28 protein-coding genes are annotated in these 26,354 nt (G+C 68.1%); 8 read left to right on the top strand and 20 right to left on the bottom strand.

The annotated features are described in order from the left end of the window. Positions 1-65: 65 nt before the first annotated feature. The 6 genes from ACXJKM_RS27805 to ACXJKM_RS27830 form a co-directional block, all read right to left on the bottom strand. Positions 66-3,065, bottom strand: a complete 3,000-nt coding sequence (locus ACXJKM_RS27805) for a TonB-dependent receptor (RefSeq protein ID WP_457356344.1) — start codon at positions 3,063-3,065, stop codon at positions 66-68. Positions 3,066-3,231: 166 nt separating this feature from the next. Beyond that, positions 3,232-4,191 (bottom strand): peptide ABC transporter ATP-binding protein, encoded by a 960-nt coding sequence (locus ACXJKM_RS27810; RefSeq protein WP_457356345.1) that lies wholly within the window; start codon positions 4,189-4,191, stop codon positions 3,232-3,234. Beyond that, entirely contained in the window at positions 4,184-5,134 is a 951-nt protein-coding gene (locus ACXJKM_RS27815; protein WP_457356346.1) for an ABC transporter ATP-binding protein, read from the bottom strand. Before ACXJKM_RS27815 ends, ACXJKM_RS27810 begins: the two co-directional genes overlap by 8 nt. A gap of 616 nt (positions 5,135-5,750) precedes the next feature. Further along, complete coding sequence (locus ACXJKM_RS27820; protein WP_457356347.1) at positions 5,751-6,647, bottom strand: ABC transporter permease subunit; 897 nt, start codon at positions 6,645-6,647, stop codon at positions 5,751-5,753. After that, on the bottom strand, positions 6,647-7,660 hold the full coding sequence (locus ACXJKM_RS27825; RefSeq protein WP_457356348.1) for an ABC transporter permease: 1,014 nt from the start codon (positions 7,658-7,660) through the stop codon (positions 6,647-6,649). The genes ACXJKM_RS27820 and ACXJKM_RS27825 overlap by 1 nt, the downstream gene beginning before the upstream one ends. A 115-nt stretch (positions 7,661-7,775) precedes the next feature. Next, positions 7,776-8,681, bottom strand: a complete 906-nt coding sequence (locus tag ACXJKM_RS27830) for an N-acetylmuramoyl-L-alanine amidase (RefSeq protein ID WP_457356349.1) — start codon at positions 8,679-8,681, stop codon at positions 7,776-7,778. Between the two features lie 128 nt (positions 8,682-8,809). Between ACXJKM_RS27830 and ACXJKM_RS27835 the strand changes: the two genes are divergently transcribed. The 6 genes from ACXJKM_RS27835 to ACXJKM_RS27860 all read left to right on the top strand — a co-directional run bounded on the left by ACXJKM_RS27835 (position 8,810) and on the right by ACXJKM_RS27860 (position 12,781). Then, positions 8,810-9,220 carry a GNAT family N-acetyltransferase gene (locus ACXJKM_RS27835; protein ID WP_056200436.1) on the top strand — a complete coding sequence of 137 codons (411 nt, stop codon included), beginning with the start codon at positions 8,810-8,812 and terminating at the stop codon, positions 9,218-9,220. Further along, positions 9,153-9,791 carry a creatininase family protein gene (locus ACXJKM_RS27840; protein WP_457356350.1) on the top strand — a complete coding sequence of 213 codons (639 nt, stop codon included), beginning with the start codon at positions 9,153-9,155 and terminating at the stop codon, positions 9,789-9,791. Before ACXJKM_RS27835 ends, ACXJKM_RS27840 begins: the two co-directional genes overlap by 68 nt. 175 nt (positions 9,792-9,966) lie before the next feature. Then, the gene (locus tag ACXJKM_RS27845; protein ID WP_457356351.1) at positions 9,967-10,332 is read left to right on the top strand and encodes a hypothetical protein; all 366 of its coding nucleotides are present in this window, start codon (positions 9,967-9,969) and stop codon (positions 10,330-10,332) included. Between the two features lie 337 nt (positions 10,333-10,669). Continuing rightward, a complete protein-coding gene (locus ACXJKM_RS27850; RefSeq protein WP_457356352.1) occupies positions 10,670-11,470 on the top strand; it encodes a DUF6348 family protein in 801 nt (266 codons plus the stop codon). 252 nt (positions 11,471-11,722) lie between these two features. Continuing rightward, entirely contained in the window at positions 11,723-11,998 is a 276-nt protein-coding gene (locus ACXJKM_RS27855; protein WP_457356353.1) for a hypothetical protein, read from the top strand. Between the two features lie 273 nt (positions 11,999-12,271). After that, a complete protein-coding gene (locus ACXJKM_RS27860) occupies positions 12,272-12,781 on the top strand; it encodes a DUF1993 domain-containing protein (protein ID WP_457356354.1) in 510 nt (169 codons plus the stop codon). A 167-nt stretch (positions 12,782-12,948) separates the two neighbouring features. On the opposite strand, the gene ACXJKM_RS27865 is transcribed toward ACXJKM_RS27860, so the two are convergent. The 5 genes from ACXJKM_RS27865 to ACXJKM_RS27885 form a co-directional block, all read right to left on the bottom strand. Continuing rightward, entirely contained in the window at positions 12,949-13,593 is a 645-nt protein-coding gene (locus tag ACXJKM_RS27865) for a glutathione S-transferase family protein (RefSeq protein ID WP_457356355.1), read from the bottom strand. Positions 13,594-13,676: 83 nt separating this feature from the next. Beyond that, on the bottom strand, positions 13,677-14,189 hold the full coding sequence (locus tag ACXJKM_RS27870; protein WP_457356356.1) for a DUF2894 domain-containing protein: 513 nt from the start codon (positions 14,187-14,189) through the stop codon (positions 13,677-13,679). Next, complete coding sequence (locus ACXJKM_RS27875; RefSeq protein WP_056200408.1) at positions 14,189-14,842, bottom strand: OmpA family protein; 654 nt, start codon at positions 14,840-14,842, stop codon at positions 14,189-14,191. The genes ACXJKM_RS27870 and ACXJKM_RS27875 overlap by 1 nt, the downstream gene beginning before the upstream one ends. Beyond that, complete coding sequence (locus tag ACXJKM_RS27880) at positions 14,835-17,348, bottom strand: DUF802 domain-containing protein (RefSeq protein ID WP_457356357.1); 2,514 nt, start codon at positions 17,346-17,348, stop codon at positions 14,835-14,837. The genes ACXJKM_RS27875 and ACXJKM_RS27880 overlap by 8 nt, the downstream gene beginning before the upstream one ends. Next, positions 17,348-18,022 (bottom strand): DUF3348 family protein, encoded by a 675-nt coding sequence (locus ACXJKM_RS27885; RefSeq protein WP_457356358.1) that lies wholly within the window; start codon positions 18,020-18,022, stop codon positions 17,348-17,350. Before ACXJKM_RS27885 ends, ACXJKM_RS27880 begins: the two co-directional genes overlap by 1 nt. A gap of 134 nt (positions 18,023-18,156) precedes the next feature. On the opposite strand from ACXJKM_RS27885, the gene ACXJKM_RS27890 reads away from it, so the two are divergent. Beyond that, positions 18,157-19,281, top strand: coding sequence for a threonine aldolase family protein (locus ACXJKM_RS27890; protein ID WP_457356359.1), 1,125 nt, complete (start codon positions 18,157-18,159; stop codon positions 19,279-19,281). On the opposite strand, the gene ACXJKM_RS27895 is transcribed toward ACXJKM_RS27890, so the two are convergent. From ACXJKM_RS27895 to trhA, 7 genes are all read right to left on the bottom strand, one after another. After that, positions 19,259-20,131, bottom strand: a complete 873-nt coding sequence (locus ACXJKM_RS27895) for an alpha/beta hydrolase (protein WP_457356360.1) — start codon at positions 20,129-20,131, stop codon at positions 19,259-19,261. The two genes, ACXJKM_RS27890 and ACXJKM_RS27895, sit on opposite strands and share 23 nt — an antisense overlap. A gap of 122 nt (positions 20,132-20,253) precedes the next feature. Next, positions 20,254-20,520 (bottom strand): translation initiation factor IF-1, encoded by a 267-nt coding sequence (gene infA / locus ACXJKM_RS27900; protein WP_457356361.1) that lies wholly within the window; start codon positions 20,518-20,520, stop codon positions 20,254-20,256. A gap of 88 nt (positions 20,521-20,608) precedes the next feature. After that, positions 20,609-20,824: a hypothetical protein gene (locus ACXJKM_RS27905; protein WP_082532821.1), complete on the bottom strand. Its 216-nt coding sequence runs from the start codon at positions 20,822-20,824 to the stop codon at positions 20,609-20,611. Between the two features lie 77 nt (positions 20,825-20,901). Further along, on the bottom strand, positions 20,902-21,114 hold the full coding sequence (locus ACXJKM_RS27910) for a cold-shock protein (protein ID WP_056200393.1): 213 nt from the start codon (positions 21,112-21,114) through the stop codon (positions 20,902-20,904). Positions 21,115-21,387: 273 nt separating this feature from the next. Beyond that, entirely contained in the window at positions 21,388-21,708 is a 321-nt protein-coding gene (locus ACXJKM_RS27915; protein WP_457356362.1) for a DUF1330 domain-containing protein, read from the bottom strand. A 46-nt stretch (positions 21,709-21,754) separates the two neighbouring features. Beyond that, positions 21,755-23,347, bottom strand: coding sequence for a hypothetical protein (locus ACXJKM_RS27920; RefSeq protein ID WP_457356363.1), 1,593 nt, complete (start codon positions 23,345-23,347; stop codon positions 21,755-21,757). A 395-nt stretch (positions 23,348-23,742) separates the two neighbouring features. Next, the gene (gene trhA / locus ACXJKM_RS27925; RefSeq protein ID WP_056201287.1) at positions 23,743-24,414 is read right to left on the bottom strand and encodes a PAQR family membrane homeostasis protein TrhA; all 672 of its coding nucleotides are present in this window, start codon (positions 24,412-24,414) and stop codon (positions 23,743-23,745) included. A gap of 169 nt (positions 24,415-24,583) precedes the next feature. On the opposite strand from trhA, the gene ACXJKM_RS27930 reads away from it, so the two are divergent. Then, a complete protein-coding gene (locus tag ACXJKM_RS27930) occupies positions 24,584-24,859 on the top strand; it encodes a hypothetical protein (protein ID WP_057298733.1) in 276 nt (91 codons plus the stop codon). A gap of 170 nt (positions 24,860-25,029) precedes the next feature. Here the strand turns inward: ACXJKM_RS27930 and ACXJKM_RS27935 are convergent, their stop codons facing one another. Together ACXJKM_RS27935 and ACXJKM_RS27940 are read right to left on the bottom strand one after the other, a co-directional pair. Then, positions 25,030-25,428 (bottom strand): hypothetical protein, encoded by a 399-nt coding sequence (locus ACXJKM_RS27935; protein ID WP_457356364.1) that lies wholly within the window; start codon positions 25,426-25,428, stop codon positions 25,030-25,032. Between the two features lie 12 nt (positions 25,429-25,440). Beyond that, positions 25,441-26,175, bottom strand: coding sequence for a hemerythrin domain-containing protein (locus tag ACXJKM_RS27940; RefSeq protein ID WP_457356365.1), 735 nt, complete (start codon positions 26,173-26,175; stop codon positions 25,441-25,443). Between the last annotated feature and the right edge of the window lie 179 nt (positions 26,176-26,354).

Consider the following 26,354-nt stretch of genomic DNA (forward strand, 5'->3'; position numbering starts at 1 on the left):
GAATGAAGAAGGCCGGCGCAAGGCCGGCCTTTCCTGGATGCGCCGAGGATGCGCCAAGGCAAGTCTCAGAACTTGTAGCGCGCCTCCAGGTAGTACTGGCGGCCTGACGCGTCGACCTTCTGCTGCTCCGCCTCGCTATAGCGATAGGTGGCGCGGACCGGGTTGGTCAGGTTGGTGGCGCTGAACGAGATCTGCAATTCCGGTGTGACGTTGTAGTTGGCCGAGAAGGCCACGTTGGACACCGGTGCCGCGATCGTCGGCGCGGAAGGCATCAGCACACCACCGATGGTCGAATTGCCCTGGCTGTTGGCCGTCGGGGACGGTGCCGTGGTGCTCGACACGTACTTGCCGCGGTAGTTGTAGACCAGGCGAGCGCTGAACACGTCGTTTTCCCAGTACCCGCCCACATTGCCGGCAATCTTGGAAGCGCCGGTCATCGGGCGGCCGTCTTCGACGCGCGTCTCGGTGTAGCTGGCGTTGGACTGAAAGCCGAAGCCCCAGGCGATCGGCTGTTCCCATGACAGCTCGAGGCCGCGGATGCGGGCCTTCTGCTGCGTTGAGCTGTTGATCAGGTAGGTGCGGTACTGGTTGGTCGTGCCGTCGTACAGCTCGACGGTCTGGCCCGACGACGTGCCTCCGGTCTTGGCGTAGCCGTCGATCAGCGAACTGAAGCCGGAGAGCGCCAGCATGGCGCGCTTGTCGTAATACCAGGCCACCGAGATGTCCAGGTTGCGTGAGCTCATCGGCGTCAGGTTCGGGTTCGGGCCGGTCACCGTGCAGCCCTGCGAGTTGCAGGCTTGGGCTGAATAGGTAGCGCCGTAGAGGTTGTAGTTCTGGCGGCCGATGGTCTTGGACAGGCCCAGGCGGCCGACCAGGCCCGTGGCGAACTCATAGCGCAGGTTCAGGCTCGGCAGGATGTCGTCGAATGTGCGCCGGGTGCTCTCCTTTCGGTAGATCACGCCCGTGGCACCGTTGAAGGGCACGTTGTCGTAGTAGGGCTGGCCTTCGCTGACGTCGAGGATGGCGTCCGGGTAGGCGGCGCAGGGCACATAGGGCTTGCCCGGCTCGATGCGCAGGCAGGCGCCTGCCGGAATCGGCACGGGGGTGCGGGAGGTGACGGTCGTGCGCACCAGGCGCAGGCCGACATTGCCGGACCACTTCTCGCCTTCCAAGTTCTGCATCAGGTAGGCCGCGCTCTGCACTTCGCGCAGGTCGATGGAGCCGGAGATGCGGCGCTCCCATTGAGAGTTGGTTTGCTTGGCCAGGTCGCCGAAGAGGCTGGTCAGCGTGTCCCGCGAGAAATAGAAGCCGGAGTTGTCGAAGTTGCCGCCGAGGTACTGGCCGAAGTCGCCGGGGTAGGGCACGGCCAGGGCCGGGTCAGGCGCGTTGGCTGCCACGAAAGCGGACTTCAAGGCCACGGTCGACAGGCCGTATTGGCGGCGGTGATCGGCGTTGCGAAAGCCGAAGTTCATCGAGCTGAAGATGCCGCTGTCCTGCGTGTACTCGCCGTCGATGGCGAAGCTCTTCTCGCTGTCGATGGTGTGGTAGCGGTTCAGGCCGCTGCGGCCGGTCAGGCGGTAGCCGGGCGTGCCGGCGGCCGCGCTGCTGGCCAGGGGCGTGGTGCCGCTGCCGGCGTTGATCCAGCTGAAGTCCGGCGCCTTCTCCAGGTCGGTGATGTCGTACTTGATGCCCTGGCCGTAGCGCGAGTAGGTCAGGCCGCGGTCCATGTCGGTGTGGCCGACGCCCTTGGTTGTGCTCAGCAGGCCCTTGAGGGTCAGCTTGTCATTGACGACCCACTTGCCATCCAGGTCCAGGAAGCCGGAGCTGGCGTACGCGCCGCTGCGGTAGAAGCCTTCGGAGTCGCCGGCGTACTGGGCCGGCAGGCCGTTCGCGTAAGAGATTTCCGCGGACTTCAGCACGCGCAGCTTGTGGCCGTAGATGGTCTCCTCCTCGACGATCACCGGGTTTTTTATGGAGGCATAGACACGCTGGCCGTTGACGTTGGTGGCCGTGGTGCCGCCCAGCGGGCCGGACTGGCCGGCCAGCATCTGGTAAATGGCGCCCATGGTCGCGCGGCCGAAGTTGGCCGCGTTCATCTTGGAGTAGAAGCCGGTCAGGCCGACTTCGGTATTGCTGGTGGGCTTGAGTTGGCCGGAGAACATGCCGCCCTTGCGGTCGCGCACACCTTCCACGAATTCGGTGGACATCGAGCCGGGCAGGCGCACGCCATTCAAGTCCGCTGCCTTGTAGGGTGTGCCTGCCAGCGAGGCGTCGGTGATGCCCAGCATGGTGGCCGTGTTGATCTGGTCCCAGCCGGAGTTGGCGCCGTAGGCGAAGCGCGAGGCGGTGTCGCGGCGGATGTAGCGCTTCTCGGCGAAGACCTGGCCGATGAAGCCCAGCGTGCTGTCTTCGTTCTTCCAGTTCAGGCTGGCGTTGAGCTGCGGGCTGGTCTTGCCGGGCAGGTCGGCGTACACGGCGCCGGCGCTGACCACGCCGCTGAAGCCCTTCGGATTGTCCAGGGGTTTGCGGGTCGTCACATTGATGGTGCCGGCCAAGCCGCCGTCCAGGATATTGGCCTGCGAGGTCTTGTAGACGGTGGCCGAGTTCAGCACCGACGAGGGCATCAGCGACAGGCTGGTGGAGCGGCTGCTGGAGGCCTGGTCGGACAGGTACCAGTCACCGCCAGAGACGGTGTGGCCGTTGAACAGGATCAGCGACATGTCGGGGTTGGTGCCGCGCATGGCGACCTTCTCGGCCTCGTCGTAGTCCGTGCGCACCGCCACGCCGACGACGCGCTGCAGGGAGTCGGCCAGGTTCTTGTCGGGCATCTTGCCCACGTCCACGGCCGTGATGACGTCCACGTTGGCCGAGGCGTTGCGCTTGGCGTCCAGCGAGCTTTCCAGCGAGGCGCGGATGCCCGTGATGACGACCTTCTCCAGCGCCTGCGCGTCGGCCTTGGCCTTGGCGCTGTCCGGGGCGTTGGCCTGCTGGGCCAGGGCTGCGCCCTGCAGGCTCATCAGCAGGGCGGCGAAGCCACAGGTGATGGGAGTGGGCTGGAATCTCATGGTGTTGTCCTTGCGTTGCCGAATGCAAAGATTCTTGCGACGCAAGTCACACCCCATCAGGGGCCAAGCCCGCGAAGTCGGCACCGGAGCAACACTCCGCGCATCACGGAATGACGGCGGGGCATGTACGGCGGTTATGCCCGCCGCGCCTCACCTGCGAGTCACGTCAAACGACGTGGCAGGCGACGCGCCGCCCGTCCACCTCGCGCAGCAGCGGCACCTCTTCGGAGCAGCGCGGCACGGCCAGCGGGCAGCGCTTGTGGAAGCTGCAGCCCGTGGGCGGATTCAACGGGCTGGGCAGCTCGCCATGGATGACGATGCGCTCGCGCCGGTCGGCCTTGCGCAGCGCCGGTGTCGCGCTCATCAGCGCCCGCGTGTAGGGGTGCAGTGGCGCGGCGAACAGCCGTTTCTTCTCGCCGATCTCCACGGCCGTGCCGAGGTACATCACCATGACTTCGTCGGCCACATGCTCGACGACGCTGAGGTTGTGCGAGATGAACACATAGCCCGTGCCGAACTCGTCCTGCAGGTCCATGAAGAGGTTCAGGATCTGGGCCTGGATGGACACGTCCAGCGCGCTGACCGGCTCGTCGGCGACGACGATGCCGGGATTCAGGATCATGGCCCGGGCGATGGCGATGCGCTGGCGCTGGCCGCCCGAGAACATGTGCGGGTAGCGGCGCAGGTGCTCGGGCCGCAGGCCCACCTTGGCCGCCAGCGCCGCGACGCGTTCGCGCCGCTCCAGCGCCGTCATCGGCGTGTTGATCAGCAGCGGCTCGGCCAGCGTGGTCTCGACGGTCTTGCGCGGGTTCAGCGACGCGAACGGGTTCTGGAAGACCATCTGCACCTGGCGGCGCAACGACTTCAGCGTGGCCTTGTCGGCCGTCGCGGCATCGGTGCCGCTGATCTTCAAGGCGCCGCGCGTCGGGTGCTCGATCAACGTCAGCTGGCGCGCCAGCGTGCTCTTGCCGCAGCCCGATTCGCCGACGACGGCCAGCGTCTTCTTCGGCGCGAGGGTGAAGCTGACGCCGTTGAGCGCCTTCACCGTGGCCTTGGGGCTAAAGAGGCCGCGGCTGACGGTGTAGTGCTTGGCCAGGTCGTTGGCTTCGAGAAGGAGCTCAGACATGGGCGTGCTCCTCGACGGGGAAGAAGCAGCGCACACCGTTCTCCAGCGCCGGCCGCTCGGCCACGCAGCGCGGCTGCACGCGCGGGCAGCGCGGCGACAGCAGGCAGCCCTTGGGCCGGTCCAGCGCGCCGGGCACGATGCCGGGCAGGGCTGACAGGCGCGTGGCACCCTTGTTGTGCTCGGGAATGGCGGCGAGCAGCGCATTCGTGTACGGGTGGCGTGGCGCGTCGAAGAGCGCGGGCACGGGGCCGGTCTCGACGATCTGGCCGGCATACATGACGGCAATCCGCTGGGCCATCTCGGCCACGATGGCGAGGTCGTGCGTGATCATGATCAGGCCCATGCCCTGCTCGCGCTGCAGCTTCAACAGCAGGGCCATGATCTGGGCCTGGATGGTCACGTCCAGCGCGGTGGTCGGCTCGTCGGCGATCAGCAGCTTGGGGCCGCAGGCGATCGCCATTGCAATCATCACACGCTGGTTCATGCCGCCGGAGAGCTGGTGCGGGTAGGCGCTGGCGCGGCTGGCCGCGTCGGGGATCTCGACCAGCTCCAGCAGCTCAACGACGCGCTGCTTCGCGGCCGCGCCGCGCAGGCCCAGATGCGCCTTCAGCACCTCGGCGATCTGCGCGCCGACCGTGTAGCTCGGGTTGAGGCTGCTCAGCGCGTCCTGGAACACCATGGCCACGTCTCGGCCGATCAGCGCGCGGCGCTCCGAGGCGTTGAGCTTCAGCAGGTCGCGACCCTGGAACTCCAGCGCGTCCGCAGTGACCTTGCCGGGCACGTCGATGAGGCCCATCAGCGCCAGCATGGTGACGGACTTGCCCGAGCCGGATTCGCCGACGATGCCCAGCAGTTCGCCTTTGTCCAGCGTCAGGTCCACGCCATCGACGGCGGGGAAGTTGCCGAACTGGACGCGGAGGTTCTTGATTTGGAGGAGGCTCATCGGTGGTTTGGGTTGATGGCCAGGCCCAGCGGGGATTTCGCCCCCGCGGGCGAGTCACTTTCTTGGGCGCCCAAGAAAGTAACCAAAGAAACCGCCCCCGATCCGCCCGCCCTGCACTGCGCTTCGGGTTCCCTGCGGTACTCAGGCCTTGAGGCCCCGCGCAAAACTCCCTTCGCTACGCTACGGTCAAACAGTTGCGCGGAGTCAGTCCACGAAGTGCGCTGCGCGCACGGCCTCAAGGCCTTCCGTTCCTCGGCAGGCTCAGAGGGGGGAAGAGGAATACCTCGTTGCGAACGGCTTTGGGGCTTGGCTGTTGGCTGTCCGGCTGTTCCTGGAGCCTCCCCTTCTAAACCGCCGAGAAGCGCAGAAGCCTGGGGCGCGAGCGCAGCGAGCCTCAAGCTCTGACTTCGCGCCCCTTTGTCTGAACGGAGCGTAGCGAAGTGAGTTGGGCGCGGCCCCGGGCTTCGAGCATCGCAGGGCACCCCGACAGGGGCGGTTTTGCAGGGGAGAGCTTTTTGCCTACTTTTTGGCGGCGCAAAAAGTAGGTCGCCCGCCGGGGCGAACTCCCGGCTGGGCCTGGCCACAAACCCGCAGCAACGAGAAAGCACCCAAGCCATCAAGCCACCTTCTTCAACTTCGGGTCCAGCGCATCGCGCAGCCCGTCGCCCATCAGGTTGATGGCCAGCACCGTCACCAAGATCGTCAGCCCTGGCAGCGTCACAACCCACGGCGCCCGTGTGATGTAGTCCCGTGCCGACGACAGCATCGTGCCCCACTCCGGCGTTGGCGCCTGCACGCCCAGCCCCAAGAAGCCCAGGCCCGCTGTCTCCAGGATGGCCGAAGAGAACGACAGCGTCGCGTTGACGATCAGCGGCGCCATGCAGTTGGGCAGCACGGTGATGAACATCAGCCGCCACACATGGGCGCCGGCCACGCGGCTGGCGGTCACATAGTCACGCCCGATCTCGCCCAGGGCCGCAGCGCGCGTCAGCCGCACATAGCCCGGCAGCGCACCGATGGCGATGGCGATGACGGTGTTGACCAGGCCGGGCCCGAGGATGGTGATGACGCAGATGGCCAGCAGCAGCGCCGGCAGGGCCAGCACGATGTCCATCACGCGCATGATGGCGGGAGACAGCCAGCGCTGGAAGAAGGCCGCCAGCAACCCCAGCAGCACGCCGGGCATGAGGGACATGAGGACGGCCGCCAGGCCGATGCCCAGCGACACGCGGCCGCCATGCAGCAGCCGGCTCAGCATGTCGCGGCCCAGCTCGTCGGTGCCGAGCAGGAAGCGTGTGTTGCCGCCCACGGCCCAGATCGGCGGCGTCAGCATGAAGTCGCGGTACTGCTCGATGGGGTCGTGGGGCGCGATCAGCGGGGCGAGCAGGGAGGCAACGGCGATCAGCGCGAAGACGATCAGCGCGACCAGGGCACCGCGGTTGGCGGCAAAGCCAAGCCAGAACTCGCGTAGCGGGCCGGGCGGCTCGATGGGTTTGTCGAGGACAGCGCTCATCAGTGACCGCCTCCCCGAATCCGCGGATTCACCACCCCATACAACACATCCACGATGAGGTTCACGCCGATGAAGGTCAGCGCCGAGATCAGGATGCCGGCCTGCACGACCGGGTAGTCACGCCGCCCGATGGAGTCGATCAGCCATTTGCCGATGCCGGGCCACGAGAAGATGGTCTCGGTCAGCACGGCGCCGGCGAGCAGGCTGCCGGTCTGCAGGCCGACGACCGTCAGCACCGGGATCAGCGCATTGCGCAGCGCATGCACGACGACCACGCGCGTGGGTGACAAGCCCTTGGCGCGCGCCGTGCGCACATAGTCCTCGCGCAGCACCTCGAGCATGGACGAGCGCGTCATGCGCGCCACCACCGCCAGCGTGCTGGTGCCCAGCACCAGGGCCGGCAGGATCAGGTGCATCAGCGCCGACTTGAAGGCACCCTCTTCGCTGCTCAGCCACGAATCGATCAGCATGAAGCCGGTCACACGCTCCGGGTCGAACTCGATGCCGATGCGGCCCGACACCGGCGTCCAGCCGAGGTTGACCGAGAAGAACATGATGAGGATCAGCCCCCACCAGAACACTGGCATCGAATAGCCGATGGTGGCCGTGCCCATGACGCCCTGGTCCAGCAGCGAGCCCCGCTTGAGCCCCGCGCTGACGCCCAGCAGCAGCCCGAAGCCCACGGCAAAGATCAGCGCTGCCGTGGCCAGCTCGACGGTGGCCGGGAACAGCGCTGCGAACTCCTTGCTGACCGGCTCGCGGCTGACCAGGCTCTGGCCCAGGTCGCCTCTCATGAGCTTGCCCACGTAGTCCAGATACTGCACCGGCAGCGGCTGGTCCAGCCCCATGCGCTTGACCAGAGCTGCATGCGTCTCGGGGTCCAGGCGGCGCTCGCCCATCATGACCTCGATGGGGTCACCGGGCACGAGGCGGATCAGGCCGAAGGCGACGATCGTGATGCCGATCAGCGTCGGCACCAGCGTGGCCAGGCGTTTGAGCAGGAAGCTCAGCACGGATAGATCCTCGCGCACAAACACAGCCACAGAGGCACAGAGGCACAGAGGATTTCCAAGTGGCTGTTCTCCGTGTCTCTGTGTCTCTGTGGCTGTATTGAGTTGGTCATCGAGATCACCAACGCGACGTGTACGGCCGCGTCTCAGTGTCGGTCGCGCCGGCCACGCGCATCGCGCTGGGCGTGGACGCCACCTCGATCAGCGCGGCCGTCTCGGCGTCGGGCGTGCCGGAAATGTCGCGCTGCCGGTATTTCATCTGGAAGGTGGCGACGACCTCCTTGGTCATCGCGTCCAGCTGGCCCGAGCGCGACACGTTGTAGCCGATGCGCGCCAGCCGCTCCTGCAGCCAGGCCACGTCGCGCGGCGCAACCTCATGCTCCAGCGTCTTCACCATCACCAGCGGGCCATCGGGCCAAGGGATCAGCCCGGCGTCGGCCAGCTGCTTCCAGGGGAACTGCGGGCCGGGGTCCTGCTTGCGGCCGGGCGCGATGTCGGCATGGCCGATGATGCGCTCGGGCTTGACGTTATGGCGCTTCTGGATGTCGCGCACCAGGGCGATGACTTCGTCCACCTGGGCCTGCGGGAAGGGCGCGTAGACGCGGCCGCCGGGGCCGTCCACATAGCCGGCATTGACGATCTCGATGCCGATGGAGGCCGAGTTCAGGTTGGTGTTGCCCGCCCAGTAGCTGGCGCCCGCATGCCAGGAGCGGCGGTTCTCGTCGACCAGGGCGTAGCTGGCCACCGGGTTGTCGCGCACCAGGTAGTGGGCCGACACCTGGCCGCCGGTCGTCAGCACCTTCAGCGATTTCTCCCAGTCCAGCACGGTGTAGTGCAGCACGATGTAGAGAGCGCGGCTGTCCTGGTTCTGCGAGGTGTAGCTGCGGTCGATGTTGGGCGCGCGCACTGCGGCGGCAGGGCCTGCGGCCATGACGGGGGCGGGCGTGGGGACCGGCGAGGGCGCGCTGGCGCAGGCGCTGAGCAGCAGGGCCAGGACGGCGGCAACAAGGGAGGTGGACTTCATGCGTGAGAGGGCGTGGCCAGACCCGGATTGTTGCAGCGCACCCGACCCGGCGGCCCCGGGGCCAGCCCGCAGGGGCCATGTCGGAGGGCGCTGCAGGTATGAGTGCAGGTGATGGTTGAATGCTTGCCATGAGCTACACGACGCTGCATGCCACGCCCTCGGCCGACACCTACCGCCATCTGCGCGTCGCCTGCGGCCTCAGCCCCAAGTCGGCCGAGGCGGCCGCGCGTGGCCTGCCCGGCACCTTGTTCGGCGTGCAGATCCTGCACGATGGCGAGCCCGTCGGCATGGGCCGCGTCATTGGCGACGGCGGCACGGCCTTCCAGGTCGTCGACATCGCCGTGCTGCCCGAGCACCAGGGCAAGGGCCTGGGCAAGCTCATCATGGCCGAGATCGCCGCCTGGCTGCGCGAGCACGTGCCCGAGACCGGCTATGTCAGCCTCTTGGCCGACGTGCCGGCCGACGCCCTTTATGCCCAGTTCGGCTTTGTGCACACGGCGCCGCGCACGCTGGGCATGGCCTGGAGGCGCCCCGCATGAGGCTGTTGCTCGCGGCACTCGCACTGGTGGCCGCTTCGGCCTCTGCCAGGACCCTCACCGTCTGCACCGAAGCCAGCCCCGATGGCTTCGACTACTCACTGTTCCACGCCAACTCCACGGCCGATGCGTCGTCCATGACCTGCTCGACAGCCTGGACCACCAAGGCTTTCGCCGCATCCTCATCGTCAACGGCCATGGCGGCAACCAGCCGGTCGCGGCGGCGATGGCCGAATGGATGGCCGCCCATCCGCGCACCCGGGTGCGCTTCCACAATTGGTGGAATTCACCCAAGACGCTGGCCCATGTGAAGGCCATCGACCCGCACTCGGCCCACGCCTCGTGGATGGAGAACCTGCCCTGGACACGCCTGGCCGGCGTGACCCAGCCGGAAGGCCGCAAGCCGCCGGTGGACTATCAGCGCTATGCGGTGCTGGCGCCCGATGCGGCGCGCGAGCTGGCGGGCGACGGCAACTTCGGCGGCGCTTACGAGCGACCTGACGCCGAGGTGCTGGAGATGTGGCGCATCGCTGTCGAGGAGACGCGAGCGCTGATCAACGGCCCTTGGGCTTAGCGCACTACGGTTCAGTCAGAGCAGCTGTCGGCCAGAAGCGGCCTGTCGCAAGAGGCAGCTTTGCGAAATCGCGACAAGCCATGACACCATATTCGAAGTCGCGAAGATGCCTGTCTTTGCTGTTCGTGAGGTGGGCAGAATGCCGGGCGTCCGTCGAAACTGTCTTGAAAGTTCCATGACCGAGCCGCTGCAATCACCTAACCTCCCCTACCGGATGGGAGCGGCAGCCGTTGGCATGTTCGCGGGAGTGGCATTCGGGGCGTTGCTCGGAGTGATCACCATTCATATCGCGCCCTTCGTGTTCGGGGGCGCATTTGCCGGCATCGTCACCGGACTGGCGTTTCCCGAATTGGCCATCCGGGGCGCAGAAGCCACGTTTCATTTCTTCGCCGGGCTGCTTGGAGGTGTCCGCGGGTTAGCCCACGATGACCTGGATGAGATCTCCGCTCCGGACGAATCGTCCAGGGATCCCTGGTTGAAGGCTGCCTTCACGTTCGGTGTGGTGTTTTCGCTGGTGATCGCGTTGCTGCTACGCTTCTGACCTTCAAGCTGTACTTGCATGGTCCGTGCCGTCCAAGCCTTCAAGATAGGTGCGACATGGCCAGTGCAGTCCGCCGCGAACGGCGGTTTTCAGGCTGGGTTGCTCTAAAGGCGCTGCATCGACTACGGTATGCCGTCGACTGAAAGCAGGGATCGAGCTCGCGGCTGGACCCGGCCATTTGCTGCCGGTCGCCAGCGACGGCTTTCCGGTACACGACTGGATCAAAGGCGACGCCCTCAGCGCATAAGACGAGCCCGTCGACGGCTTACAAGGCCAGTTTCGATCGCCGGACTACCGATACCCGAATGAACTTCGGCGCCGCCATCACGACAACGACATGCGATTCATCAGGAGTCTCTTCGGCAAGCGAAGTACGCCCACGCCAAAGCCGTCTGAATTGGTACAGACTGTTGGGCCCGAGTTGACCCCCGAGACTTGGCTGACCGAGCTATTCAAGCGCCACGGGTTAGAGCAGTCGCTCCATGACGGCTGGGTACTACCCAACGCCGAACTGCCGGCCATCCGTGGCACTTGGCACCCTGGCGAGACACACGGTCGACTCGACATGCAGGTCCTGGTGCGCGACGGCGTGGTCATCGAGGAGTGCTTCGGCGGCATCGGTGCCGGTGAGGTCGGGTTGTCGGATGGCCTCCAGAGCTTCACGATCAACTCATTCCACGTACTGCTGTCCTCACTCTGGTCTTGCCATGACCCAGAGCAGGTTGAGATCGAGGAGTGGACCATCGCTGGCCAACGGTTCAGCGCGTTCATCGGCAATGTCGGCACGCGAAGCTCTACTTGCGCTCCGCCGTCAATTCCGGTTGACTTGATGCCGCTCCTCGAAACGGCGATCCGGAGCGAGCGGCTCGAGCATGACCTGCACTGGTTCCGCGTTTACGTGGGGCACGTGAATGGCGAATTCACGTTCGAGGCCCTGAAGGACAACGAGCCGTGGTTGGAGGGCGCGAGCATGTTGGCGTCATGCGGATGGGTGGCCCGCGAGGCGTTCTACAGCGCACGACTGTTCATGGTTCTGCGCGCATCTGGCGACGAGACCGTTGGCCTAGCCTGTAAAGGGCAGGCAGCAGCACTACGAGCGCCGTGCGCGTCCTGCTCCACCTCGAACAGACCCAGTTGAGGCGCATGTCGCAGTTCGGTCACAAGCCGTCTTCGGCTAAGGTGCACCTTGGAAGACTAGCCCGCGCGATCTCTGAACTGACAGCGAATGCACCACGTAAAGGTTGACAAGGAGCGACCCGACTTCAGAGTCTTCATTGACCTGCTGTTCGGCCCGGGATGGAACGTTGATACGGAAGGAAATTCGCATCCGGTCCACAGCCGCGCTTGGACTTCGCTTTACATCGCAGATCGAACGCGAGGAGAGCCTCCGGTGACGATCGAGGCGAGCGAAAGCGAGTCAGGAATCTTCCAGGTTGAGTCGGCATCGACACGACTTGAAGAACTGGCGGCGCTCTATCTCTTCTTGTGCAGCGGCTCCGCCATCGCATCATCCCAGGGTCCGCTTGGCGATGCTCAACGAGCGGAATTGCAGGCTGGTTACGGGACGGAACTTCAACGAGCGGCCAAGGCTGTGTGGCATCAGTCGTCCGATAGCAACCCCTATCCAAACTTGCCCGCTCTGCAGCGTCCGAACGGTGCGGTCTGATGTCAGCAACGGGTCGCCGGCGGGTTCACGCGAACCCAATCTCGATCCCGTAGATTTGCCGGACGAGACGGACTGCCAGAAGTCCGACGTCCGCGGTGGATCTCGGTCAGCCACCGCCTACCGCGCGTTCGCACTGACGAGCCCCTTAGCGCGTCCTTACACTGAATTGCGTCGTCCGGCCTTTGCCGTTGGCGCAGCAACTGGGCTTCCAACCCGGTGGGGCGCCCCTCGAATGCCGCCGCCGTCTAGCTTCACTTCTACCAAGGAACGACCATGACCAGTCCGATGTATACCTTCGCCGTTCCCGTCTTCAAGCAAATGCTGGTGGCGCTGAAAGCCGTACTGGCGCAGGCGAGTACGCACGCCTCGGCCCACTCGATTGAGTCCGACGCCTTGCTGCAGGCGCGCCTGTATCCGGACATGTTTGCGTTGGCCAAGCAGGTGCAGATCGCAGCCGACTTTGCGCGTGGCGTATCGGCACGCCTGGCGGGTGTCGAGGCCCCCACCCAGGAGGGACAAGAGAAGAGCTTTGCTGATCTTGACGTCCTATTAGCCCAGACGGTGAGTTTTCTGGAAGGCCTGAGCGCAGTGCAGTTCGAAGGCAGCGAAAGCAGAGAGATCATCTTGCGTCCCGGTACACCAAAGGAGAAGCGGCTGATCGGTCAAACCTATCTGGCCAACTACGGCCTGCCGCAGTTCTTCTTTCATGTCACCACTGCTTATGCCATCCTGCGCCACAACGGGATCGCCATCGGCAAGCGTGACTACATGGGCGTGTATTGACTGGCGTTCGATGCTGCGAGCGCCGAGTGAGCTCGCGGTCCTTCGACCATGCAGTTGCCGTAGCTGATTGACAAGCAGGGGCGCGAGCGACTGCTTTGGAGCGATCAATTCAGAGCTGCGAATGTCGCCTCAGGGTCGGCAACTGCCTTAGCTGAACCGCATCGAGCCTAAGCCACGGGTGGCAACTCGGGCGCGCTCAAGCCCTCAAACGGATCGGCCCAGGCCGGCAGCGCCATCAGTCTTGCATGCCAGGCCGCCACCGCCGGGTAGTCGCTCAGCGGCAGCCGAGCTACGTCGTTGTAGGGCAGGAAGACGCCCATGCGGAAGTCGGCGTAGGACAGGCCGCTGGCCAGCAGCCAGTCCTGCTTGCTCAGGTGAGCGTTGAGGATGGATGCGGTCGCGTGGAAGCGCTCAGTGCCGCGCGCCACCAGGTCTTCGTCCAGCGCGCCCAGCTTGTAGCGCTGCTTGGTGCCGCGCTCGAAGTGCACCATGTCGCAGGCATGCATGAAGTTATCGCGGCTCCAGCTGACCCAGCGGATCATGTCCGGCAGCTCCGCGCCGGTGCGCCAGAACTCCGAGCTCACCATCTGCGACAGCCGGCAGGCGATCGCATCCGCCTCGAACAGTGAGCTGCCGTCCGCCTCGGCCAGGATGGGCAGGCGCAGCGAGGGGTTGAAATGGCGGTAGTTGTCTGCCTGGCCGGGGGCCAACGGCGCGGCGAACTCGTAGGTGACCGGCGCGGCCAAATACTTCGCCGCCGCGACGGCCAGGCGTGGGTTGGGGTTGCGGGAGAAGTAGAGGATGGGCGTCATGCGGCAGGCTGGAGGGTTGGCAGCGTTGTCATCTTCGCGCCCGAGCCCTGTCAGATCCTGTCAGCAGCGAACTGCTGTGCGCGTCAACGCCGCCGAGCGGCGGGCTTGCGGGCCGGCCTGGCATCGCTTTCGGCGGCAACCTGCAGCGGCGCGAGTGCGACCAGTGCATCGATCTGGGTCAGCAGGCGCTGCAGGTAGTCGGGCGACAGGGCCTGCAACTGCTGCAGTGCACGGGAGACCAGCACCTGACTGTTCAGCGGCCCCAGGTGTTCGGGCACCGGTGCGCTGACCTCGGCCATGCGGCGCGTCAGGCGCAGCGCGCTCCAGGTGCGGCGGTGGGCCTGCACATTGCGCAGCTCGGGGCCGGCCTGCAACTGGGCGACAAGCTCGGTCAGTGGGCTTGTGGCATTCGCAGTCCGGCGCACCGGCAGCGCGACCGGCTCAGCCTCGGCGCGCTGCACCAGCCGCGCAACCAGCCGTTCGCGCAGCGCGCCTGGCGCCAGCGCAGAGGCTCGCCGCGCCAGCGCTTCCAGCACGCGCCGGCGCACGGGATCGGCTTCGGCCCGGGCTTGCACCCAGGCGACGGGGTCGTCCATCACGGGGCCGATGCCGCCGCGCGCTTGGGCCGCGGCGTGGGTGCGATCTCGACGCGGCGGTTCAGCGCGCGTCCCGACGCGTCGTCGTTGGACGCCACCGGCTGCTGCGGCCCGAAGGCGGCGGCAAACACCGCGTCCGGCGGCAGCCCCTCGGCCATCAGCGTGCGCGTCACCGTCAATGCGCGCTGGGCCGACAGCTCCCAGTTGTCACTGAACTTCGGCGCGCCCTTGCCGGTGAGCATGCCGCGGTCATCGGTGAAGCCGCTGACCATCAGGATCTCGTCGCGCTGGGCAAGATAGGTGCGCAGCGGCACGGCCAGGCTCTTGATCAGCGCGCGGCCGTCGGCGTGCAACTGGTCCGAGCCGATGGCGAACAGCACCGCGCCGCTGATGCCGATGCGGCCCTCGACCAGGGTGATGCGGCCGTCGGCCAGCGGGCCGGCCAGCGCACGCTCGAGCGCTTCGCGGCGCGCCTGCTCGGCCTGGCGCTGCTCCACCTCGGCCTTGAGCTGGTTGGCGAGATCCAACTGGCCCACCAGCGCCGCCGCCAGCACCAGCACGAAGGCACCCAGCACGCCGGCCATCAGGTCGCCGAACGCCGCCCAGGCGGGCGTGCCGACACCTTCCTGCTCGATCTCCAGCGGCTCATCCATTCGCGGCGGCTCCCTGCAGCGCGTCCAGCACCTGCTTCTGTGAGCCGAGGCAAAGGTCGATGACCTCGCGCGCCTGGGCCACGTAATAGCTCAGCTGCTCGTCGCTGCGCGTCATCGCGCCGGCCAGGCGCTCTTCCAGCGCGGCCAGGTGCTGCACCAACTGGGCATTGGCGCCCTGGAACTGCTCCACCGCCGCGCCAAAGCCTTCGCCCAGGCTGCCCATTTCGGCGGCGCTGGCGGCCAAGGTCGTCGCGGCTTCGGCCAGCTTTTCGCCGGTGGCGTCGGCCTGCGCGGTGAAGCGCTGGCCCAGGGCTTCGAGCTGGGTGGCGGAGCTGCCCACCAAGGCATCGATGGCAGCGCGCTGTTCACCAGCGGCCTGCTGCAGCGAGGCCAGCAGCGTCGAGACCGTCTGCATCAGTTCGGCGCGTTCGGCCAGGGCCGCGCGGTCCTGGGCCTGGCTCTGTGCCAATTGCTCGCGCAGCGCGGCAACCACTTCGACGGCTGCGCGTGGGGCTTCGCCGGCGGCCTGCAGCAACGCGCCGGCTTCGCTCAGCGTGGTCTTGGCCTGGGCCTCGGTCTGCGCGACCAGTTCGCGGGTGTGCCGCAGCAGGCCATCGGCGAGTTGCTGCTGCTGGGCCAACTGCGTGGCGCCGGCCGACTGCAGTTCGGTGCGCCATGCGGCCAGGCGCTCGGCATCGTGCGCGGCATGGGCCGATTGCAGCTGCGTGTGTGCCTCGGCCAGCGTGGTGACAGCGGCCTGTGTCTGCGCAGCAAAGCCGGCGGTCAGCTCGGTCAAGGCGCTCTGGGCACGTTCGCCGCTGGCGGCCAGCAGTTGCTGCGCGGCTTCGCGCTGGGCGACCAGCAGCTGTTCGTTGGCAGTGCGTTGCCGGGCCAGGGCCTCGGCGTCGGCGCGGGCCTCGGCGCGGCGTTGGCTGTCCAGTTCGGCCTGCAGCGCCGCGTGGCGGGTCTGCGTGTCGGCGATGCGGTCCAGCAGGTCCCTGGTCTGCGCGGCGAAGCCGGTGGTCAGCGCGGTCAGCGCGTTCTGGGCGCGCTCGCCGCTGTCGGCCAGCAGCTGTTGCGCGGCCTCGCGCTGGGCGGCCAGCAACTGCTCGTTGGCGGCGCGCTGCTGTGCGAGCGCCTCGGCGTCGGCCTGGGACTCGGCGCGGCGCTGCGTGTCCAGCTCGGCTTGCAGGGCCTGCTGCCGGGCTTGCGCCTCGGCCACGCGGTCCAGCAGCGTCTGTGTCTGTGCGGCAAAGCGCTCGGCGGTGTCGGCGATGGCTTGCTGGGCGGCGGCACGTTGCTCGGCCAGCGCCTCAATCTGACGGCCCAGCGCGGCGGCGCGGGCAGTGTCGGCTTGCGCCTGTGCGGCCAACAGGTCTTGCGCCTGCGCGGCCCAGCGTTCACCCAAGCGATCCACCGCCTGCTGCGTGGCGGCGCTCGTGTCGGCCAGCAGCTTCAGTGCGGCCTCGCGCTGCTGGGCCAGGCCCTCTGCCTGTGCCTGGGCCGTGGCCTCGCCCTGCTGGGCGATCTGCGCCACGCCGGCCTCAAAGCGGCTGCTCAGCGCGCCGAGCTGGCCGGCCACCTGCGTGCCCACACGCTCATGCAAAGCTGCGGCCTCGCGGGCAATGCCGGCCATCGCGGCCTCGGCGGCGGGCTGGATGGCGGCACCGGCCAGGCGCGCGCTTTCGGCCAGGCTGCTGCGCAGCGTCGTGTCCACGCTGGCGGCCAGGGCGGTGTAGGCCTTACTCGTCTCGCCATGGAAGCGGTCGTTCTGCGCGGCGAGCTGGTCGGCCATCTGCTGGGCGTACCGCTGCAACTGGGCGACGAGTTCAAGTTGACGCTGCTGCGCCGCTTCAGCCGCGGCAGCTTCGGCGGCCTGCTGCTCCAGTGCGCGGCGGTGCGCGGCGGTCAGCGGGCGCAGCTTGCCGAGCAGGGCGGTGTCGAGCTGGCCCGACACGGCCGCGCGTTCGCGCCTCCCCAGCGCGACCATCAGGCCCAGCATGGCCGAGCCCGTCACGCCGGCCACGCTGGCGCTGAAGGCCAGGCCCAGGCCTTGCACAGGCGCGCCCAAGGCCGTGCGCAGTGCGGCCAGGTCGGCCGTCTGGCCCAGGGCGCTGGCCGTGCTGCTCAATGTGATGACCAGGCCGATGAAGGTGCCCAGCATGCCCAGCAGCACCAGCAGGCCGGCCAGCGCCGGCGCGAGAGCCAGGCCGGGCAGGGCCACGCGCAAGCCTTCCAGGCGCTGCTGCACGCTGGCGCGCAGGGCGGCGGGCAATGTCGCGACCCAACCCTCTTTCGGCTCGGCGTCCAGCGCGGCATCCAGTTCGCGGCTGGCGCGGCGGAAGGCAGTCAGCTCCCAGATGCCGATGGCAAAGAAGGCCGCGATCAGCAGCGTCATTGCCAGCGCCACCGGGTGGTGGCGGGCGGCGGCCAGCGCGGCGCCGGCAATGCCCGCGAGGCCGGCGGCCAGGGCGAGGGAATAGAGGACGTTCAGGAAGCGGTTCATCAGGAATCAGCTTGATGCAGGGCTTCAATGAGCCCCTGCACCGGTTGCAATCTCAGGTCCAGCTCGGCGCGCAGCGCGCGCTGCAGGTCGGCCCAGAAGCGGGTGCGCCAGCGGCGCGGGTCGGTGGCGTGATGATCTGTCGCGCGTTTCGTCAGCAGGGCGGGCAGGCCGGCCAGCAGCGGGCGCTCCTGCGCGACGATGGCGCGTTCGAACACCGCGTCCAGCTGCGCCAGCCGGGCCAGCGCCCCCGAGGCTTCGGCCAGCCGGGGGCGCAGGCGCTCGCGCAGTGTGGCCACGCGCGCGGCCATGCTGCGCTGCTGCTGGGCGTGGTGCAGGCGGTAGGGCGCCAGCAGGTCGGCCAGCGGCACGCCTTCTGGCGCGGATTCGGCGGATTCGCGCGCCAGCAGGGCGTCGTCGAAGGCGGCGGTCAGCTCTTCCTGCAGGCGGGCCAGTGCGGCGTCGGCCCAGTCCACCGCTTCGCGGCGGGCGGCGACGTTGGCGCCGGCTGCAGGCGCCGTGGCCAGCAATTGGGACAGGCCGATGGCCTCGGCCCAACCCAGCCAGCCGCCCAGGCGCTCGGCCACGGGTGCTGCCACCACCGGCGCGACGCCCCATTGCAGCAGCAGCCGGGCCAGGGGCTCGGGTGCGAGGGGCTGCGGTGAGAGGGCTTGCATGGGGCTGGCGCGCCTGTGCGGCGCGCGCGAGGAAAAAGGGCGAGAGTTTAGTGAACCCCGATCAAAAGGGCATTCCCGCCCGGCGCGGCGTTGTCGCCAGCGTCGGCTTGGAGAGGCAGGCGACACTCCCGGCCATGCCCTCTGCCAGCTACTCCAACACCACCCTCAACGCCGACACCGAACTGCGCAAGCGCTGCACCCGCTGGCTCAATGGCCACCGCCCGCCGCTGTCCATGCGCGAGTCCCTGCTGGCGCTGGCCGAACTGCCCGAAGCCGAGTTGCCGCTGGACGTCTACGGCCAGGGTCAGGCCATCCAGGCGCTGGAGGCCGAGGTGGCCGCCCTGCTCGGCAAGCCGGCCGCGCGCTTCATGCACAAGGGCGTGGCCGCCCAGCTTGCGGCGCTGCGCGTGCACTGCGGTGAGGGCAACGGCCCGGTGGCGCTGCACCCGCAAAGCCATATCGCCATCGACGAGGCCGAGGCCTTCGAGAAGCTGCTGGGCTTGCGCGGCCTGCGCATCGGCATGACGGACGAGCCCTTCGGCACCGCGCAACTGGCTTCGCTGCCCGGCCAGCCGGCGGTCGTTGTGGTCGAACTGCCGCTGCGCCGGGCCGGCTACCGCCTGCCCGAATGGGACGAACTCATGGCCATCAGCGCCTGGTGCCGCGCGGCCGGCGTGCCGCTGCATTTCGACGGCGCGCGGCTCTGGGAGGCTTCGGCCCACTACGGCCGGCCGCTGGCCGAGATCGCCGCGCTGGCGGATTCGGTCTACGTGTCCTTCTACAAAGGCCTGGGCGGCCTGGCCGGCTGCGTGCTGGCCGGCAGTGAGGATTTCATCGCCCAGATCGCACCCTGGCAGACCCGCCTGGCGGGCAACCTGTTCACCGTTCACCCCTACGTGCTGAGCGCGCTGCAGGGCCTGCGCACGCAGCTGCCGCGCATGCCCGCCTACCGCGAGCGCGCGCAGGCGCTGGCCGCCTTGCTGGCGGCCGAACCTGGCTGGCGCGTGGCGCCCGAGAAGCCGCAGGTCAATGCCTTCCAGTTGCACCTGCCGGTGGCACCCGAAGCGTTGCGCGAAGGCCTGCTGGAGGTGGCTCGGCGCGACGGCTTCTGGCTCGGCGCGCGGGCCGTGGCCTCGCATGTGCTGGCGGGTGGCGCGATGGTGGAGGTCGTCATCGGCGATGCGGCCGACAGCTGGACCGACCATGAGGCCCTGGCCGCGCTGCGGCGGGCGGTGCTCAGCGCTCAGGCGGGCTGTTGACGAAACCTGTCACGTCTTCCAGCACGGGTGCCAGCCAGCGCAGCGGCGCACCGAAGGCGGCAATCAGCGTCGTGTGGCCGACGCGGTCGTAGAACTTCACCGTCACCGGCACGCCGAAGGTTTTCAGCCGCGTCGCCAGGCCCTGGGTGCTGCGTTGCGGGTTGACCAGTGAGTCGTCTCTTGCCGCACCCAGGAAGCTGCGCGGCGCGGCCTTGCTGGCGTGTTCCAGCGGTTGGGTGCCAGGCGGGTAGTCGGGGTGGAAGAACACCGGCTTCGCGTCGGGGTTCTCGATGGGCAGGAAGTCGTAGGGCCCGGCCAGGCCGATGAAGCCGGCCAGCTCGCGTGGCGTGTGGCCGGCCTGCTTGAGCCAGCGCGGGTCCAGCGCCAGCATGGCGGCGTTGTAGGCGCCGGCGCTGTGGCCCATGACGAAGACCCGCCGCGGGTTGCCGCCCAGGCCCGCGGCGTGGCTCAGGCTCCAGGCCAGCGCTGCGGCGCTGTCGCGCAGGAAGTCGGGGTAGCGCACCTCCGGGTAGAGGCGGTAGTCGGCCACCAGCGTCAGGATGCCGCGCGAGGCCAGCGCCTCGCCGACGAAGGCGTAGTCGCCGCGCTTGCCGCGGTTCCAGGCGCCGCCGTAGAAGAACACCACCACCGGCCAGCCCTCACGCGGCGCCGCGCGGGCCGGCTGGTACACGTCCAGCTGCTGGCGCGGCCCCGGCCCGTAGGCCAGGCCGGCCGTGCGCGTGTGCGTGTGGACGGGCGCAAGCACGTTCAGCGCCTTCACCGGCGCGTAGGCCACCAGCACCCCCGCCAACAGCAGGGCGCCGAGCAGGAAGAGGGCGGCTTTCAACATGGGAACGCAGAGCCTACGCGGTGGGCGCGAGCTTGGATGTTGCAAGCGCACCAATGGAAACGGCCGCCAGGCATGCCATGGCGGCCGATTCGGGGTTTGAGCGGGGTTTGAGCCGCGAGGGCTCAGCGGCGCTGCTGGCTGCCACCACCGGACGGCGGCGGGCCGCGACGCTCCAGGTGGCGGAAGGTGATGCGGCCCTTGCTCARGTCATAGGGCGASAKCTCCAGCGACACGTTGTCGCCGGCCAGGATGCGGATGTGATGCTTGCGCATCTTGCCGCCCGTGTAGGCGATGACCTTGTGGCCATTCGACAGCGTCACGCGAAAGCGCGAGTCGGGCAGGATTTCATCCACGACGCCTTGCATTTCGATCAGTTCTTCTTTGGCCAAGTGTGGGGCTCCGTTGCGAAAGTTAGACGGGAGGCCGAGCACGTGGCCGTGCCGGCGTCTGATGCGGCCGGTGACCGCCGCGCGCTCCTCAATGGCAGCGCGCCCAGGCAAGGCCTTCATTCCGCGCGTAGTGCAATGCTGCCTGCGGGCTGATGAACTGTGGCGTGAAACGCATGATGCGATCCACGCTGGCCATGCCGCGACCGGAGCGGATCGACACCAGGGCGTCGAAACCGCCGCCCTCGCGGGCTTGGGTCATGGGTGAAACCAAAAAGCGTCCCACCTCGATATTGTTATTGTTCATGTTGTTCTTCTTTTTGTGGGGCTCCCGCGCCGGTCTTTGCCGGCGGCGGTTGGGCGCCCAAGGCGCCCTTGCACAAATTACAGCGTGCGGATGTTCGAGGCTTGCGGGCCCTTGGCACCTTGGGTCGATTCAAACGACACCTTGGCACCTTCGGCCAGCGAGCGGAAGCCGCCAGCGTTCTTGATTTCGCTGTGGTGGGCGAAGAGGTCCTTGCCGCCGTTGTCAGGCGTGATGAAGCCGAAGCCCTTGCCGTCGTCGAACCATTTCACGGTGCCGGTTTCTGTAGTCATGGTGTTCCTTTTTGGAATGTATAGATGGAAAAAATACTCCGTCGGCGTCATGCCGTGCGGAGACAGAAACACTCAAGAACACTCACCGGGGAGTTGCTGAAGCGAGCCGCTCGCAAGAAGGGCCAGGGGGTGGCCAGCGGGGCTGCAGATAAGACCTTGAGGAAACGGTCTTGTGCGAATCTATGCGGCGAATGTACCACGCCGCCCCAAAGCCCTTGTAGGACACCGGCGCAGCAACCTGCGTGCGGCGTCGTTAGGTCACGGTTGCAGCCTTTAATCGCTCACCGGTTCACCCGGCTGCGGCCCGTCATAGCCCTCGACGATGACGATGTCTGCCTCGGCCGCGGCCTGGCGCAGCGTGATCTGGGGCGCGTACTCCGGCGAGTGATAGCAGGCCAGCGCCACCTCGTAGCTCGGGAACTCGATCACCACATTGCGACCACGGCTGCTGCCCTCAGGGTTCTCGAACTGGCCGGCGCGCACGAGAAAGCGGCCGCCGAACTTGGCGAACACCGCGTCGTTGCGCTGCACGTAGAGCTTGTATTGCTCGGGGTCGTTGACGTCGACGCGGGCGATCCAGTAAGCCTTGGGCATGGGGGGCACTCCAGCTGAAGTTCGGGTCAGGCCCCAGTGTGACGCGTCATCGCGCCGTCCGCCGGGCGGGTTGCGTCGCCGCCTGGAACGCGGGCTTGCCCCCAAGCTGCACCGCCGCCGCGGGGCCGCCGGTTACCAAGAGTTCGGCGAGGGCCACGCCCGACTGGCCCTTGCCGTCCAGCACTTCGTAGGCCACGACGACCTTGCTGTTGTTGGGCGTGCTGGCCGATGGCGTGACCTTGCAGGCACCGTTGGCGAGGAATTCGATGCTGGCGCTGGCCTGCCCATAGATCTGCTTGCATGTCCGCAGCCATTCGCCACCGTTTGTGGTGGTGCTGCCCGCGTCCTGGATCATCACGGCCTGGCCGGCCGTGGCCGTGGTGGGCGCAGTGACCCTGACCACCGGCGGCGACACTGGCGTGTAGCGGAGCCACAGCCGCAGATAGCTGCCTTGCAACTCGCCACCGCCCTCGGTGCAGCCAATGTGCAGCGTGACGGCGCCACGGTTCACCGTCGTCAGCTGGGTGGGGTCGCGGTCCATCTCGGCCACCAGGGCTTCCCATTCGGAGGAGTTGCACCCGTGGCCGGCATAGCTGGCGCTGGCTGCCGGGCGGGCCCCCGGCTCGAAGCCGGCCCGCAGGTTGCCGGCATAGCTGCCCGGCGTGAGCGCAAGTCCGGCCGTGTTCGACAGCACAAGCTCCATGCTGTCATAGGCAGCATTGCCATTGGGGTTGAACACCCAGCGAATGCGCTCCGCCGTCTGGTCGGCAAAGATGGCCTCGGTCCCGCCCTTGACCGGGACATCGAACACGCCATCCGATTCCGACATGCGCAAGTCGCTACCGCTCGAGACGTGGCCGCTGCCCCAGATGTCGGCCCGCGACTGCGTGTCCTGCCAGCTGCGCACGGTAATGGTCAGATCGGCCGTCGCCGACTTGCCGGACTCCGAGACCGCCGTCAGCCTGAACTTCGCCTGCGCGCCGCCCTTGGCCACCAGCGGCGTGTAGGTGTCGCAGATGCCCAGCCGGCAGTTGGACAGGTCGAAGCTCGGCCCCGACAGCTGGGCCCATTCGATGGAGCGCAACCTGCTGGCAGGGTTCCAGGAGAGCGAGCCGTCCAGGCGCAGGGATTCGCCCTCGTTCAGCGTGCGGTCCGCGCCGGCCACGGCGAAGCTGCGGTCCAGGGCCGCGGCCACGGCCGACCGGTAGCGGATGGCGCCGTTCACGTAGGCGGCATAGCCCAGCGAGCATCCGGCCGTGAAATCCGCGGCCAGACTGCTCAGGCTGCCATCGGCCGCATAGGCCACGTCGTGCACCACGTAGGCGCCATTGCTGGGGCGGCAGTTGGGCGAGTCCAGCGTGCCCACGGAGCTGGACGCCATCGGCCAGATGGCGTGCGGCACCAGCCCAACCTGCAGCTTCAGCGCCGGCGCAGTCGTGCCGAGGAAGAGCCCGCTCTGCGGCTGCGGGCCGATCCAGAAGATGCCGCCACCCGTGGCGAACTGGTTCATCCACGTGTACTGCGTCAGCACCGGCTCGGCCGCGTCGAACATGTTCATCGTCGTGCCGCTGGCCGACGCCAGCGGGTTGCCGCCGAAGTTGCGCTGCCAGATGTAGCTGGCCGCCGATGTCGCGGGCACGGGCTCGAAGGCCGCGGGTGCTGGAGCCGGGGCGGGTGCCGGGGCAGGCGCTGGGGCGGGCGCTGGGGCGGGCGCTGGTGCCGGTGCAGGCGTTGGAGCTGGGGCGGGCGCAGGTGCCGGTGAGGGGGCAGGTGCAGGTGCAGGTGCGGGTGCGGGTGCGGGTGCGGGTGCGGGTGCGGGTGCGGGTGCAGAACCACCGCCCCCGCCCCCGCCGCAGGCGGACAGGGCGGCCACCATGGCAGTGGCGCCCATGCCCAGGCGCCAACGGCCGGCCGAGCGCGCCAGCGGCGCCGGGCACGGGTCTGGAATCGACATGCTTGTTATCTCCCTGACTCCGCCTCCGGCGGGCACTTCAGTTTGTCGTGCCTGAACGCGCCCGATGGCTCGCGCGCAGTCTAGGTGTAGGCGTAGAACAGCGCCGCGAAGAAGTGGCAGGCGCTGCCGCCCAGCACGAACAGGTGCCAGACGAAGTGCGAGTAGCGCACCCGGTTGTCCAGCAGGAAGACAAACGCCCCCAGCGTGTAGCTCAGGCCGCCGGCGATCAGCAGCGTGAGGCCCGCGGCCGGCAGGCTGTTCACCAGCGGCCCGGCCGCGAACACCACCACCCAGCCCATGGCCAGATACAGGCCCGTGGACACGAAGCGGTGCTTGAGCCGGTTCAGCAGCTTGATCGCCACGCCGAACGCCGCCGCCGCCCAGACAGCGATCAACAGCGTCACGCCCGGCCCGGTGTGCAGCACGCCCAGCGTGAAGGGCGTGTAGCTGCCGGCAATGAAGACGTAGATGGCCGCGTGGTCCAGCCGCAGCAGCACCGCCTTGGCGCGGCCCTGCCACAGGCTGTTCGGCAGGGCGTGATACAGCGTCGAGATGCCGTACAGCAGGATCATCGTGGCCGCGAAGATCGCCGCGGCCACCACGTCGGCTGTGCCGCCATGGTTCATCGCGCGGATCACCAGGATGGGCAGCGCCGCGATGGCCAGCACCACGCCCAGGCCGTGGCTGATGGCGTTGGCGATCTCTTCACCGAGGGTCTGGTCGCGGTCGGGGGTGGGGGCGGTGTGCAACATGAGGGTCGTCTCGTACTGCTGAGCGATGAGCCAAGCATGCCAGCGTGGCATGACGGTTCCGACCCAAGGTTTGAGGGGGTTGAAAAAGCACGAGCACCGCGTTTGACCCGCATCAAACGCGGCGCAGTCGCGGCGGCGCAAGCTGGCGCCAACCCGTTGGAGTCGCCGCATGAAGCCATTCACCCCCGCCCTCGCCCTGGTGCTCGCCCTGGCGGGCTGCGCCGCTCCCGTGCCGCCGGGCCATGGCGCCCACACCGCTGCGGCCGACGGCGCACGCAAAGAAGACGGCAAGGGTGGCGGCAAGGGCGGCGGCATGATGGACGAGATGTGCAAGCGCCACGCCGCAGAACCCGGCCGCGCCGCCAGCGCGCCTGGCGGCATGATGGACAAGCACTGCCAGGCCCGGGCCGAGGTGCCCGCCGGCGCGGCTTCGCACGCGCACTGAAAGCCGCTCGGCGGCGCACTCCTGGCCACACTCAACGAGCGTTGCGACGGGGTCCTGCCCTCCAGCAGTGCGCTGGCGGTGCCCAGCCTGTGCTGGGGCACGGTGGGCCGCCGCCCTGCACAAGTGCGGGCGCGGGCGGCTGAAGCTGCAGGTCTGCGGCGAGCTGGAGCTCAGGCAGCCCTGAGCTTGGCGCCGGTGCCGCGCCAGACGTTGGCGGCAAAGGCCAGCACCGCCACGCCCACCACCACCGAGCCCAGCCCCACCAGCGGCTCGGCCGCTGTCACGCCGCGCATCAGCGCCGCCAGCGCCGACAGCATCACCGGCAGCGCCAGCTGGTGCAGCCAGAACTGCAGCGCCACCAGCCGCGGGCTCAGCGTGTCGGCCAACTGCTGCACCACCAGGCCGAAGCCCAGCATGCTCGCCCAGCCCAGCAGGTTGACGTGGGCATGCACCGAGCGCAACCCGAAGTCGTGCGTTGCGCCCATGTAATTGCCCAGTGACACGCCCACCACGAGGTAGAGCGCAGCCATGCGAAGCCACCAGGCGCCATAGCGTTTGTTGTTGTTCATCATGGGCCTCCGTCAGGCCGCCAGGCCAGGTGCAACCGGCAGGCCCAGGCCGCGCGCCAGCGCAGCCCAGTCGTCGTCGTTGAGGCGCTCGCGCGCCATGGCCAGCACCGCGCCAAACACCGGCGCCGGCGCGTTGGCACGCATGCCGGCCAACATTCCCAAGCGCTCCGCCGGCGCCAGGGCCGGCAGCATCCAGCGCAGCGAGGCCATCATCTCGGCGGGCGACAGCGCGGCCAGGATCTGGCCGTGGATGGCCATGATGCCGGCATCGTCCAGATGCGCCCACAGCACCGCGTTGTGCTCGGTCTCCTCCAGGTGCATGTGCGCCAGGTTGTCGGCCGCGAACAGGCTCACCGCGTGGTACAGCGCCCGGCAGGCGGCCGCGCGATCCTGCGCCGGCCAATCTGCCAGCGCGCGGGCATGGCCGCGCAGCGCCTCGATGTCGCGCTCATGCGCCACATGCTCGGTCGCGATGCGCTGGCTGGTGCCCGGCTGCGCGCGCTCCAGCGCGGGATGCACGAAGGCGTTCTCGTGCTTCAGGTGCGACGCGCAGAAATCCGCCGCCGCCTCGACCTTGCTGGCCAGCTGCTGCAGCGACGCCGGGTCGCCCGGGTCGACGCGACCGGCGCTGGTGACCAGGTCGGCGAGCATCAGCCGAAGGCCCTTGTGAATGCTGGCGTAGATGTCAAAGCGCGGCGCCGTGGCCGTGCCGCGAACGGCGAGGATTTCTTGCAGTGAGGTGTGCATCTCGGATTCCCTGGGTGGTGTGTCGAATGGCTCGCTGCGCCTGGCATCGAACCGTGCAGTCACTGTAGGAATCGGGGCGGCGGCGCGCCGCTAAATGCTTGCTAGCCGAACCTTAAGAGTTTGCTAAGTGCTAGTGAGCATTGGTATTTTTTCCATCCAAGCCGTGCCGGAGGGCATGC

Source organism: Roseateles sp. P5_D6 (assembly GCF_054049415.1).